Annotated in this window: 11 protein-coding genes; 4 read left to right on the top strand and 7 right to left on the bottom strand. The window is 62.4% G+C overall.

Translation table 11 applies throughout. From position 1 onward, the window contains the following. Positions 1–119: 119 nt before the first annotated feature. A complete protein-coding gene (locus J2Y41_RS01755; protein ID WP_309925645.1) occupies positions 120–1,391 on the bottom strand; it encodes an MFS transporter in 1,272 nt (423 codons plus the stop codon). 107 nt (positions 1,392–1,498) lie between these two features. Here J2Y41_RS01755 and J2Y41_RS01750 point away from each other — a divergent pair, with 107 nt between their 5' ends. The 4 genes from J2Y41_RS01750 to J2Y41_RS01735 all read left to right on the top strand — a co-directional run bounded on the left by J2Y41_RS01750 (position 1,499) and on the right by J2Y41_RS01735 (position 5,150). Then, a complete protein-coding gene (locus tag J2Y41_RS01750; protein ID WP_309925643.1) occupies positions 1,499–2,377 on the top strand; it encodes a hypothetical protein in 879 nt (292 codons plus the stop codon). A 30-nt stretch (positions 2,378–2,407) separates the two neighbouring features. Beyond that, positions 2,408–2,887, top strand: coding sequence for a Fur family transcriptional regulator (locus tag J2Y41_RS01745; protein WP_224088431.1), 480 nt, complete (start codon positions 2,408–2,410; stop codon positions 2,885–2,887). Positions 2,888–2,901: 14 nt separating this feature from the next. Beyond that, on the top strand, positions 2,902–4,383 hold the full coding sequence (locus J2Y41_RS01740; RefSeq protein ID WP_224088432.1) for a catalase: 1,482 nt from the start codon (positions 2,902–2,904) through the stop codon (positions 4,381–4,383). A 131-nt stretch (positions 4,384–4,514) separates the two neighbouring features. Next, on the top strand, positions 4,515–5,150 hold the full coding sequence (locus J2Y41_RS01735) for a DUF2461 domain-containing protein (protein WP_309925638.1): 636 nt from the start codon (positions 4,515–4,517) through the stop codon (positions 5,148–5,150). Positions 5,151–5,325: 175 nt separating this feature from the next. Here the strand turns inward: J2Y41_RS01735 and J2Y41_RS01730 are convergent, their stop codons facing one another. From J2Y41_RS01730 to J2Y41_RS01705, 6 genes are all read right to left on the bottom strand, one after another. After that, positions 5,326–6,882, bottom strand: a complete 1,557-nt coding sequence (locus J2Y41_RS01730; RefSeq protein WP_309925635.1) for an amino acid permease — start codon at positions 6,880–6,882, stop codon at positions 5,326–5,328. Between the two features lie 156 nt (positions 6,883–7,038). After that, on the bottom strand, positions 7,039–7,473 hold the full coding sequence (locus J2Y41_RS01725) for a DUF779 domain-containing protein (protein WP_309925633.1): 435 nt from the start codon (positions 7,471–7,473) through the stop codon (positions 7,039–7,041). Continuing rightward, positions 7,473–8,495: an alcohol dehydrogenase AdhP gene (gene adhP / locus J2Y41_RS01720; RefSeq protein ID WP_309925631.1), complete on the bottom strand. Its 1,023-nt coding sequence runs from the start codon at positions 8,493–8,495 to the stop codon at positions 7,473–7,475. The genes J2Y41_RS01725 and adhP overlap by 1 nt, the downstream gene beginning before the upstream one ends. Positions 8,496–8,529: 34 nt before the next feature. Next, positions 8,530–10,053, bottom strand: coding sequence for an aldehyde dehydrogenase family protein (locus J2Y41_RS01715; protein ID WP_309925629.1), 1,524 nt, complete (start codon positions 10,051–10,053; stop codon positions 8,530–8,532). Between the two features lie 97 nt (positions 10,054–10,150). Next, a complete protein-coding gene (locus tag J2Y41_RS01710; RefSeq protein ID WP_309925627.1) occupies positions 10,151–11,494 on the bottom strand; it encodes a GAF domain-containing protein in 1,344 nt (447 codons plus the stop codon). Positions 11,495–11,636: 142 nt separating this feature from the next. Continuing rightward, positions 11,637–13,085, bottom strand: a complete 1,449-nt coding sequence (locus tag J2Y41_RS01705; RefSeq protein WP_224088438.1) for an FAD-dependent oxidoreductase — start codon at positions 13,083–13,085, stop codon at positions 11,637–11,639. Positions 13,086–13,102 lie beyond the last annotated feature (17 nt).

The raw sequence follows: 13,102 nt of genomic DNA, 5'->3' as shown, positions 1-13,102 counted from the left end.
TTCCACTCTCGTTGGCTCGCGAACAGTTCTTTACTGATTAACGCCGACGGCGGTCGCCGTGTTCCGCAGCAGGCAGGCCTGGGCTGCCCCGCCCTACCCTGCCTGCCCCGCCCTGCCGGCTAGGGCACCGGATGCTTCGCATCGTACGCGACGAAGCCCGGCTGCAGGCGCGATGCCAGCCAGGCCAAGAGAATGCAGACGATTCCGCCGATCAGCAGCACGCCGCCTTCGCTGAGGAATTGTGTGACACCGCCGGCCAGCATATCCCCCACTCGAGGGCCTCCTGCGACCACCACGATGAACACTCCCTGCAGGCGTCCGCGCAGGTGGTCTGGCGTGGCGGCCTGGAGGATGGTGGTGCGGAAGACCGCGCTCACAGAATCGGAAATCCCCGCCAGCGCACAACACAGGGCAGCCGGGAGGAGCCAGGGTGTTACGCCCTCGCGGCCCGAATCTCCAGCCAGCAACACCACAAGGCCAAAGCCTGCGATCGAGGCGCCCCATCCGACCACCGACCACACCACGGCGCTGCCCTGGCGCCTCACCCTGCCAAGGGGACCGGAAAACAAGCCCGCCAGGAAGGCTCCCACGGCCGTGGATGCCAACAGCAGGCCCACAGTTGCTTCACCACCGCCAATCATGACCGCACCAATTGCAGGCATCAGGGCACGGGGTTGGGCGCAGATCATGGCGATGAGGTCAATGATGAAGGTCATCCGGACATTGGGCCGCGTGCCAAGGAACCGGAAGCCCTCCACCACGGAGCGAAGCCCCGGCCGGACGGCATCTTTGGACGGTGGCAGCGGCGGGAGTTTGGCAAGGCCCCACAGGGCAAAAGTGAAGCTGATGACATCGATCGTGTAGGTCCATCCGAAACCGATCGTGGCCACCAGCACGCCCGCCAGGAGTGGCCCGGCAGTCATGGACAGGCCGAACGTCAGCATGCTCAACGCATTCGCCGCCGGGAGCAGATCCTTGCGGACAAGCAGCGGAATGATGGCGCTGCGGGCTGGACCGTTGATGCCTTGTGCGCCGCTTTGGATGGCAACCAATGCGTAAAGCAACCAGATGTTGCCGATCTCCAGCCAGGCCTGCAGTGCGAGGCCAGCGGTGGTGACCCAAAGGACCAATGATGCGATCAGGGCAACTTTGCGTCGATCGTAGGCATCGGAGATGGAGCCGCCGTAAAGCCCTGCGATGATCAGCGGAACCAACGCGAAGATTCCCAGGAGGCCTACATAGAAACTCTCCTGGGTCAGTCGGTAAACCTCCAAGCTGACGGCCACCAACGTGAGCTGGGTACCGATGGCAGCCACCGAGGCTCCGAGCCAAAGCCGCCGGAATGCCGGGCTCTCCTTGATCGGGGTGATGTCTGCCAGTAGTTTCGCCACCTAGCCACCCTAGCGACCCCAGTGACGTCCTTGTCCGTTTGGCTTCCATGGTGCGTCTCCCACCGTAACGCACTGGTTGGTAGGCTCACCCGGGGGAAGGAGTCCACATGGTCTTGTCGCGACGATTGCTGTTCCGCTCGGGCATCTGGGAAATTGCCAGGCCGCGCCACCCTTTGACGACCGGGCACGTGCTGATCCGCCTCTCGGACCCTTCCACGGAATTTACTGAAACCTCGGCGGCCGACTGGTTGTTCTGCCACAACCTCCTCAGGGCAGCCTTGGACGAGGTCCTGGGAGCGAAGCGTTTCACCGTGATGTTCGCCCACCGGTGGCACCCCTTGGGTGCGGCCGTCGGCGAGCCGGTGGCTGAGTCGTCCACGCCCACGTTCCACCTCTTCGCTCGTTGGGAATCGGAAAGCACGACGCCGGGACGCCAACTCGCGCAGCCGGCCCACCATCGCGTTCCCGTGCCTGAGGACATCCTGGACATCGTAGATGCGCGGATCCGGGATTCTCTCCAGCTCAGTGCCGCCAACGTTGCGAAAGCACCCACCGGTCAGGTGGGGTCCGCGCCTTCGGCCACGTCCGGCGTCGTACCCGTCCAAGTGCCGTTACCGCCCGTGGCGTTCCCGCCGGCGCCGTTCCCGCGGGTGGCGACTGTTGATGCAGCCCGCCATCACAGTGTGATTGAGCCCGCCAGCGGTGCGGCCGCGATTTCCGCTGTCCTTCCAGCGGAGCTCGTTGCCATGGGGAGCGCCCTGGGTGCCCTGCCGTTGACCAGCGGACTCACCGGCTTCAGCTGCGTAGCTATCGAAGGCGGGGATCCGGGCGAAGGCGGGGATCCGGGCGAAGGCGGGAGTCCGGGCGAAGGCGGGAATCCGGGTTCAACCCTGCGGATCCATGCGGTGGGTCGATCTGCTGCGGAGGAAGCCAATCCGATGGTGGATTTGTTTAATTTGCCGGAAGTTAGCTTTGCCTTATTGTGAACTGATCAAAATAAGTGCTTCAATGGGTGCATGACCGATCACACAGCCGACCAGGAAGCATGGGCCAGTGCCCTGCATGCCCACGGCAGGCGTGTGACCAAACAGCGGCTGGCAGTGCTGGCCGCGGTCCAGCACCATCCGCACTCCCCGGCAGAAGGCATCCTTGCCGCTGCCCGCAAAGAGCTCCCTGAACTGACGGCGCAGTCCGTTTACGTTGTGCTCAGCGACCTCACGGATCTGCAGATGCTGCGCCGCTTTGAACCCCCGCACTCCCCGGCGCTCTACGAAACCCGGGTTGGCGACAACCACCACCACGCCGTCTGCATCAGTTGCGGCCGCGTGGAAGACGTGGACTGCGCCGTGGGACACGCACCGTGCCTCACACCGCACTGGGATGAAAATTCCAAGCCCATGACCATCCAGATCGCAGACGTCCTGTATCAGGGCATCTGCCAGGATTGCCAGGCTAAACAACAGCTCCCCAAACAAACGTCCGTAACTCAAAAATAAGAACAAGGAGAACAATGACTGCTATTTCAACAACCCAGTCAGGTGCCCCCGTTACTTCCGACGCGCACTCCAAGTCCGTCGGCGCCGACGGTGCCATCATCCTGACCGACCACTACCTGGTGGAGAAGCTTGCACAGTTCAACCGCGAGCGGGTCCCGGAGCGTGTAGTGCACGCCAAGGGTGGCGGCGCTTTCGGTACGTTCAAGACCACCTCTGACGTATCGGCCTACACCAAGGCAGCGTTCCTGCAGCCGGGCGTCGAGACGGACATGCTGATCCGTTTCTCCTCCGTTGCCGGCGAGAATGGCTCTCCTGACACCTGGCGCGACCCCCGCGGTTTCGCCGTGAAGTTCTACACCTCCGAGGGCAACTACGACCTCGTGGGCAACAACACCCCGGTGTTCTTCATCCGCGACGGCATCAAGTTCCCGGACTTCATCCACTCCCAGAAGCGCCTCCCGGGTACCCACCTGCGTGACGCTGACATGCAGTGGGACTTCTGGACCCTCTCCCCCGAATCCGCACACCAGGTCACCTGGCTCATGGGCGACCGTGGCCTCCCGGCTTCCTGGCGTGAAATGCAGGGCTACGGCTCGCACACCTACCAGTGGATCAACGCCGCCGGTGAGCGCTTCTGGGTCAAGTACCACTTCAAGTCCAACCAGGGCGTCAAGACCATCACTGGCGACCAGGCTGAGCAGCTGGCAGGCTCGGATGCAGACTTCTACATCCGCGACCTCTCCGAGAACATCGAAGCCGGCAACTTCCCCTCGTGGGAACTGCACGTCCAGGTCATGCCCTACGAGGACGCCAAGACGTACCGCTTCAACCCGTTCGACCTCACCAAGGTCTGGCCGCACGCGGACTACCCGCTGATCCACGTGGGCACCATGGAGCTGAACAAGAACCCGGAAAACTACTTCGCGCAGATCGAGCAGGCCACCTTCGCGCCGTCGAACTTCGTACCGGGCATCGCTGCCTCGCCGGACAAGATGCTGCAGGCCCGCATCTTCTCCTACGCCGATGCACACCGCTACCGCGTGGGCACCAACCACGCACAGATCCCGGTGAACCAGCCCAAGAACCAGGTCAACAACTACAGCCAGGACGGCGCAGGACGTTACCTGTTCAACGCCCCCTCCACCCCGGTCTACGCACCGAACTCCGTTGGTGGCCCGGCTGCTGTTGAGCCCGCTTCACCGGCAGGTGGCTGGGAGAACGACGGCGAGCTCACCCTCTCCGCGCACACCCTCCACTCCGAGGACAGCGACTTCGGCCAGGCCGGTACCCTGTACCGCGAGGTCTACGACGACGCCGCCAAGGCCCGCCTGCTGGACACCATCACCGGTGCCGTGGGTGGCGTGAAGAGCGCCGACATCAAGGAACGCGCCATCCAGTACTGGACCAACGTTGACGCCGAACTCGGCGCCAAGCTGCGCGCCAACCTCGGTGCAGGCCAGACCGCTTCCGACGCCGAAGCAGCCAACAAGCTCTAAGCATCAGAGCCGGTAAGTACCAGGTCGAACACCCCGTTGCGGATCGCCACAGCGGGGTGTTCTTCTTTGTTTTTCCACATAGGCGGGCTGGGCTCTGGCTGCTCTGGTGCCGCGGTCCATAGGATCCTTCCATGAGCACATTCGAGGGAATTCCGTCCGCAGCCTTCCGCTTCTATGAAGAACTGGAAGAGAACAACAACCGCGAGTGGTGGTTGGAACACAAAGACACCTACGACGCCGCCGTCAAGGAGCCGCTGGCGGCCCTCCTTTCGGAGCTGGAGCCTGAGTTCGGGCCGGCGAAGATCTTCCGGCCCAACAGGGACATCAGGTTCTCCCAGGACAAGTCGCCCTACAAGACGGCCCAGGGCGCCTTCGCAGCGTCGCAGGAAGGCCTCGGGTTCTACCTCCAGGTAAGTGCCGACGGTCTGTTGATCGGCGGCGGCTGCCATTCATACACTCCCGCGCAATTGGCACGCTTCCGGGCGGCTGTGGACGCTCCCGATAGCGGAGGGGAACTGCAGCAGATTGTGGACTCAGTTGCCGCAGCGGGTTTCGCCATCCAGGGCGAGAAGCTCAAGACCGTTCCGCGGGGCTTTGACAAAGACCATCCACGCGCCGAGCTCCTTAAGCACAAGTCCTTGTCTGCCGGCGTTGAGGTTGGTGAGCCGGAATGGCTCTCCACGCCGTCCGCAAAACAGGAGATCGCTGACCGGTGGGAAGTGCTGAGGCCGCTGGTGGAGTGGGTTGGGAAGCACGCTGCGCCGTAGGATTTGGTCCTCCCAGGAAGAGCGCGAGATCCGCCGTCAGACAGCGCCCGTGAGCGCCAAGGCGCCCGGAAACACCAAGGCCGCCCGTTAACACCAAAAGCGCCCGGGAATTGCAGTTCCCGAGCGCTTTCGACGGTGATTCCAGCCAGCTGTCTGACAAGCGGCCGGGATTGGTTTAGACCTTGGTAAAGGAGTCTTCGTCCTCGTCGCCCTTGACCGCGGGGGTTGCAGAACCGCCATTAGCGGCTGACCTGGCTGAGGCGAACTTCTCGTTGAGCCGCGAGTGGCGCTGCCCGTAGGAGAAGTAGATGAGCATGCCGATGACCAGCCAGATCGCAAAGAAGATCCAGGTTTCGACTGCCAGGTTGGTCATGAGGTAGATGCACAGGATGGCAGACACCCATGGCAGGACCTTGCCGAACGGGACCCGGAACGCGGGCTTGAGGTCCGGACGCTTCTTGCGCAGCACCAGGATTCCCAGGCTGACCATCACGAACGCGGACAGCGTTCCAATGTTGATCATTTCCTCAAGGAGATCCACGTTGGTCAACCCGGCCACCAGTGCCACTGCTGCACCACAAATGATCTGCAGGCGTGCAGGCGTGGAGCGCTTCGCGCTGGTCTTTGACAGGGACCGCGGCAGCAGCCCGTCGCGGCTCATGGCCAAAACCACCCTGGAAAGGCCCATGAGCAGCACCATGATCACCGTGGTCAGGCCCACCAAGGATCCGAACGCAATGACCTTGGCGGCATCGTTGTTGCCTACGGCCTCGAAAGCCGTGGTCAATGTGGGGTTCTTTTCCTCAGCCAGCTGGGTGTAGGAGACCATGCCGGTCAAAGCGAGGGAGACGAGGATGTAGAGCAGCGTGACCACTGCCAGGCCCCCGAAAATACCGCGGGGCAGAGTCTTCTGCGGGTTCTTGACCTCTTCCGCGGAGGTTGCAACAACGTCAAAGCCAATGAAGGCGAAGAACACCAGGGCAGCACCTGCGAAAATGCCCAAAGTACCGTACTGGGCAGGAGCAGCACCGGTCAGGAAGCCGAAGAAGGACTGCTTCATGACATCGGCGGCACCCGTTCCGGAAGTTGGCTCGGAAGCGGGAATGAAGGGGGTGTAGTTGGAGAACTTCACGTAGCTGAAGCCCACGACGATCACGAACAGCACTACGGCAATCTTGATCAAAGTGAAGATGTTGCCAACACGGGCGGACAACTTCGTCCCCAGCACCAGCAGCACCGTGAAGATCGCGACAATGAGGAAGGCGCCCCAATAGAGGTCCACGCCGCCCAAGCTGAGCGCTGGCGGGATATCCAGGCCCATCAGGGCGAAGACTTTGCTGAGGTAGATGCCCCAGTACTTGGCGATCACCGCGGCCGCCGTGAAGAGTTCGAGGATGAGGTTCCATCCAATGATCCACGCGAGCACCTCGCCCATGGTGGCGTAAGTGAACACGTAGGCCGAACCTGCCACGGGGATTGCCGTGGCGAATTCGGCATAGCACATGATGGCCAAGGCGCACGTGACGGCTGCGATGGCAAAGGAGATGGTGACGGCCGGGCCGGCAAAGTTTGCAGCAGCCTTGGCGCCAACGGAGAAGATACCGGCACCGACAGCGACGGCGACACCCATGATCATCAGGTCCCAGGTACTGAGGCTTCGCTTCAGCTTGCGCCCGGGCTCGTCGGCGTCGGCGATCGACTGCTCGATCGACTTGGTCCTGAAAATGTTCATAAAAATGCCACATTCTGGATGGGGGTTGTATAGGACTCATCAAGAATAGTGTCCGGTCAGTGGACGACCATATTTATCCCAGATAGTGAGACGGTCGCTGAGCCCGCGTTACTGATGTGACTGGTGTGACGGAGGCGAGTAGCCCCCGTCACACCACTAAACACCCTGTACGTCCCAGTCCATGATGGTGGAGCGGATCAGGAACCGCTTCCCCTCCGGGGACTCTACAGAGAAGCCGCCTCCCCGTCCCGGGACCGCGTCAACAGTCAGATGGGTGTGGGACCAGTACGCGAACTGTTCCCTGGACATCCAGAACTCGAGGGGCTTGGGATCCTGGTCCGCTCCGGTTCCGAAGCCGGCACTGATATCGAACCGGCCCAGGAGCACATCCGAATCACCAGTGAGGAACTCCCCCGCCGGGTAGCACATGGGAGCGGAGCCGTCGCAGCAGCCACCGGATTGATGGAACATGAGCGGTCCATGCTGCTCCCAGAGCTTCCGCAACAGTTCGACAGAGGCCGCGGTGAGCGCCACCCGGGAGAAATCCTCCCCGGGCAGCGTCACCGTGGCTTCCAACACGGGGTGGTCCATCAGAACTTCAGAACCACTCGGCCATCGATCTTGGCGTGCTTCATCTCGTCAAAGACCGCGTTGACTTCGGAGAGTTCCCGGGTGGAGACCGTTGGCTTGATCTTGCCCTGGGCATAGAACTCCAGCGCTTCCTCAAGATCCTGGCGGGTACCCACAATCGATCCCCGGACGGTGAGTCCCTTGAGGACGATCTCGAAGATCGGCGCCGGGAAGTCGCCCGGCGGCAAACCATTGAACACGATGGTTCCGCCACGACGTGCCATGCCGATCGCTTGCCCGAAAGCAGAAGGGTGGACCGCCGTCACCAGGACACCGTGGCAGCCACCGGTCTCGCGCTGGATGACCTCCGCCGGATCCTCGTGGAGTGCATTGACCGTTACCTCGGCGCCGTGTTCACGAGCAAGCGCCAACTTGTCGTCGGCAATGTCCACTGCCGCGACCCGGAGCCCCATGGCCACCGCATACTGGACCGCGATGTGGCCCAGGCCCCCGATGCCGGATATGGTGACCCACTGACCGGGCCTGGCCTCCGTCATCTTCAAGCCCTTATAGACCGTAACCCCGGCGCAAAGAACGGGCGCGACTTCCACCGGGTCCGAGCCTTCCGGGATGCGGGCAGCAAAGCGCGTGTCCACCAGCATGTACTCGCCGAACGAGCCGTCCACGCTATAACCACCGTTCTGCTGGGACTCACACAAGGTTTCCCAGCCGGTGCGGCAGTACTGGCAGTCCCCACAGGCGGACCACAGCCAGGCGTTCCCCACGAGGTCGCCAACGGCAACGTCCGTGACACCCTCACCCAGAGCGACGACTTCACCCACACCTTCATGCCCGGGAATGAACGGTGGGGTCGGCTTGACCGGCCAGTCGCCTTCGGCGGCGTGGAGGTCGGTGTGGCAAACTCCCGAGGTAATGAGGCGGACCAGCGCCTGGCCGGGACCCGGCGTCGGCCTTTCCACTTCCTTGACCGTAAGGTCGGTTCCGAATTCAGTGACTACTGCAGCTTGCATGGTTGCGGACATTGACGATCTCCTTTGATCGATGAACAGGACGGGTTTAGAAGAAGCCGAGTTTGTTCTCGTTGTAGCTGACCAGGAGGTTCTTGGTCTGCTGGTAGTGGTCCAGCATCATGGCGTGGTTTTCACGGCCGATGCCTGAGGACTTGTAGCCACCGAAGGCGGCACCGGCCGGGTAGGCGTGGTAGTTGTTGACCCACACGCGGCCGGCCTGGATTTCCCGGCCCGCGCGGTAGGCGACATTTCCGTTGCGCGACCACACCCCGGCACCAAGGCCATACAAGGTGTCATTGGCGATGCCGATTGCGTCGTTGTAGTCGCTGAACCTGGTCACGGAGACCACAGGGCCGAAGATCTCCTCCTGGAAGATCCGCATCCGGTTGTGGCCTTCGAAAATCGTGGGCTGGACGTAGTAGCCGCCGGCAAGGTCGCCGGACAGCTCGGCCCGCGCGCCGCCCGTGAGGACTTTGGCACCTTCCTGCTTTCCAATGTCGATGTAGGAGAGGATCTTCTCCAGCTGGTCGTTGGAAGCCTGGGCACCGATCTGGGTATCCGTGTCCAGCGGGTTGCCCTGGATGATCTTGTTGGTGCGGGCTACGGCGTCAGCCATGAACGAGTCGTATATCCCCTCCTGGACCAAGGCACGTGACGGGCAGGTGCAAACCTCGCCCTGGTTGAAGGCGAAGAGCGTAAAGCCCTCCTGTGCTTTGTCGTAGAACGCGTCATTCTGGGCTGCGACGTCGTCGAAGAAGATGTTGGGGCTCTTGCCGCCAAGTTCCAGGGTGACGGGGATGAGGTTGTTGGACGCGTACTGGCTGATAAGCCGGCCGGTGGTGGTCTCGCCCGTGAAGGCGATCTTGCGGATACGGGGGCTGGAAGCCAGTGGCTTTCCGGCCTCGACGCCGAAACCATTGACGACGTTCACTACGCCTGCGGGCAGCAAGTCAGCGATCAATTCCATCAGTACCAGGATCGACGTTGGCGTCTGCTCCGCTGGCTTAAGCACGACGGCGTTCCCGGCGGCGAGCGCGGGGGCCAGCTTCCACACGGCCATGAGGATGGGGAAGTTCCAGGGGATGATCTGGCCCACCACGCCCAGTGGTTCTTTGAAGTGGTAGGCGGTGGTGTCGTCATCCAGTTGCGAAAGGTGGCCCTCCTGGGCACGGACAGCCGAAGCGAAGTAGCGGAAGTGATCGGCAGCCAGGGGAATGTCCGCGTTGAGCGTCTCGCGGACGGGCTTGCCGTTGTCCCATGTCTCAGCAACGGCGAGCAGCTCAACGTTCTCGTCTATGCGGTCTGCGATCTTGTTCAGAATCGCGGCGCGTTCTGTCGCTGACGTCTTGCCCCAGGATGGCGCGACCTTGTGCGCGGCGTCGAGTGCCAGTTCGATGTCCTCGGATGTGCCACGGGCAACTTCGCAGAAAGCCTTGCCTGTGACGGGCGTGATGTTTTCGAAGTAGGCGCCCTTGACGGGAGCAACCCATTCCCCGCCGATCCAGTTCTCGTACCGGTCCTTGAAGGTGACCTTCGAACCCTCGGCACCCGGCTGTGCATAAACGGTCATTGCTAGCTCCTTTGCTGCGAATCACGGTGGGCTGTCGCCATTGATTCGAGCCTAGGAGCGGGCAGGTTGCAGCTACGTTGCAATCATGTGAGTCAGCTCACGCTTTGAGTTCCGTGTCGATCCGTTCAAGGTCGGCCACGACGGCGGCACGCTTGGGTGAGCGCGGCGGCAGCAGCTTCAGGACGGCAAGGCGGAGTTCGACGTCGTACTTCGCCTCGGGCAGCTCAGCGTACTTCAGGAGCGAATCAACGCTGCCGTCGCTGAGGAGCGCTTCCCGCAGCAGATGCGAAACCCGCTCACGCAACTGCACGACGCCGGGCGCCTCCGAGCGCGGCAGGACTGCGCCTTTGTAGATCTCCAAGGCAATACGGTGGGCTCCGCGCTGCAGGCAACTGAGCACCTGGCCTGAATCGGGAAGCAACTCAACGGGCAAGCGGTAGGGTCGCGATTCGGGCACCGCGCCGGGGCTGAGCTCATGGAGAACTTTGCGCAGCCGCACCATTTCCGCCCGTAAAGTCACTCCCGAGCCATCTCCGGGGTAAAGCTGCGCGCAGAGGTCGTCCGCGCTGAGGCCGGCCGGTTCGCTGCAGAGGATAGCCAGGATTTCGCTGTGGCGGGCGGACAAGGAAACCGTCCGGCCATCAATGCTGAGAAGGGCCTGATCCCGGCCTAGCAACTGCAGGCTGTTCCGGTAAAGAGTGTGGCTGGAAGCAGAGCCTGAGCTCCGGCGTCGCGGTTTTTCCCGTACGGCAGCAGCCAACTGGAGACGCTCGATGCGCAACTGCGCCTGTGCAGCCGCAACGGTCGCTTCCACCAGGGATACCGTGTGCGGGGCCACTGCAGTCTCGGTTCCAGTGATGTCCACGACGCCCAGCACGGCACCGGAATCCGGGTCATGGAAGGGAACAGCAGTACAACTCCATGGGTGAACTGATCTCTTGAAATGCTCGGCCCCGGAGATCTGGATGCTCCGATCCAGGGCGAGCGCCGTCCCGGGAGCACTTGTACCCACTGAGGCTTCAGACCAATCGGCGCCCGCAACGAACATCATCCCCTCGGCCCTGCGCTGCATGACTGGATCGCCATCCACCCACAGGAGCCGCCCGACGTCGTCCCCCACCGCCACGAGCAACCCACTGTCATGGCTGGGCTGGACCAGCAACTTCCTGATCACCGGCATGATCGCTGCCAGCGGGTGTTGGCGGCGGTAGTCCTCCAGTTCGTCGCGGTCCATCGCAAGCGGCGCTTCAGGGATATCAGGATTGGCCAGCAGAGTGGCCGAACGCTGCCAGGACTCACGCACCAAACGCCGGAGGCCCAAGATTTCCTCGGGAGTCCCGGCCCGCAGCATATCCAATTGTTCATGGCTAGCCAGGGCGCGCTTCTGCAGCAGCCTTCCGGCTTCGGTGCCTGGAACAGGCGGATGGATTGGATTCCTCATCGAACTCCCCGGTAATTCGCAGCGACAGTGCGCTGCGTGCATGTGCTTGGCGGCACAGTACCCGAAAGTCTAGTTCCAGGAATGGAGTTTGTGTACAGCTGACGCCTTTTGCGAGGACGTTCGGTGTACACAAACCCAAGGGCTAGCCACGCGAGATCTGGATCATTTCCTCACGCGGGACTACCTTGATGCGTTCCCGGATCACACCGTTGCCGTTGCCGGATTCGGACTCCGACTTGGACCAGGCGGCACCGAGGGCGGCCTCGTGGGCATCCAGGCGGTTCCACCCCTCCCAGGTGGTGTATTCGATGCCGCGTTCTTCAAGGAGATCGATGATGGCCTGGGGGTCCGGGTTCTCTGCTGGCGGCAACGTGAGCCGGTCCTCGAGGAGACAGCCGATCGTCTCCAGTGCATCGCCCTTGGTATGACCGATCAGGCCTACAGGTCCACGCTTGATCCAGCCAGTGGCGTAGATTCCCGGCACGGGCTTGCCGTCGGCGTCCAGGACGCGACCGCCGTCGTTCGGTATGACACCGCGGCGGGCATCGTACGGAAGCTCCTGAAGCGGCGAGCCGTGGTAGCCGATCGCGCGGTAGACGGACTGCACCGGGTACTCCAGGAATTCACCGGTGCCCTTGACGTTGCCGGTTCCATCCAGTTGCATCCGCTCGAACTTGATGCCGGAAACCTTGCCGGGAGTTTCCGGCGAGTCCAGGATTTCCACGGGGCTGTGCAGGAAGTGCAAGTGCAGACGGCGCGAGGATGGCTGCTCGGATTCCGCGTGTTCTTCCACCAGCCAGTTGGTCATGGTGTTGACCATGGTCTTGATCTGGTTGTTGGTACGGATTGCCTCATCGGAGGCTTCATCAAACTCGAAGTCCTCCGGGTACAGGACAATGTCGACGTCGTTGCAGTGGGACAGCTCCCGCAATTCCAGCGGGGTGAATTTAACCTGCGCAGGACCGCGGCGCCCAAACACGTGGACGTCGGTAACAGGCGACTTCTTCAAGCCCTCGTAGACGTTTTCGGGGATCTCGGTGACCAGCAGCTCATCGGGGTGCTTGACCAGCATGCGAGCCACATCAAGGGCAACGTTGCCGTTGCCGATGACGGCAATCTCCTTGGCGTCCAGCGGCCAATCCCGGGGAACGTCCGGGTGCCCGTCATACCAGGAAACAAAATCGGCTCCGCCGAAGGACCCTTCCAACCCGATGCCCGGGATGTTTAGGTCCGCGTCCTTGATGGCCCCCGTGGAGAAGATCACGGCGTCATAGAAAGCACGGAAATCGTGAAGCGTCAGATCCCTGCCGTAGGTGACGTTGCCCAGGAAACGAATGTCGCCCCTGTCCAGCACCTTGTGCAGGGCGTTGACGATGCCCTTGATACGGGGGTGGTCCGGCGCCACGCCGTAGCGGATCAGCCCATAAGGCGCAGGGTACGCCTCAAAGAGATCGATGCTGACCTCCACGTCCCCGTCCTTGACCTCGTTGGACTTGGTCAGGATGTCGGCGGCATACACGCCGGCGGGACCGGCGCCCACGATGGCGACGCGAAGCGGACGTTTGGGGGTGGTTGCGGCTGAGTTGGACACCGTAAGCCCTTCCGAAG

This window comes from Arthrobacter sp. 1088 (assembly GCF_031455315.1).
Classification (GTDB): Bacteria; Actinomycetota; Actinomycetes; order Actinomycetales; family Micrococcaceae; genus Arthrobacter.
The sequence above is the reverse complement of the archived record's forward strand: the minus strand, read 5'-3'. Positions and strand labels throughout refer to the sequence as shown.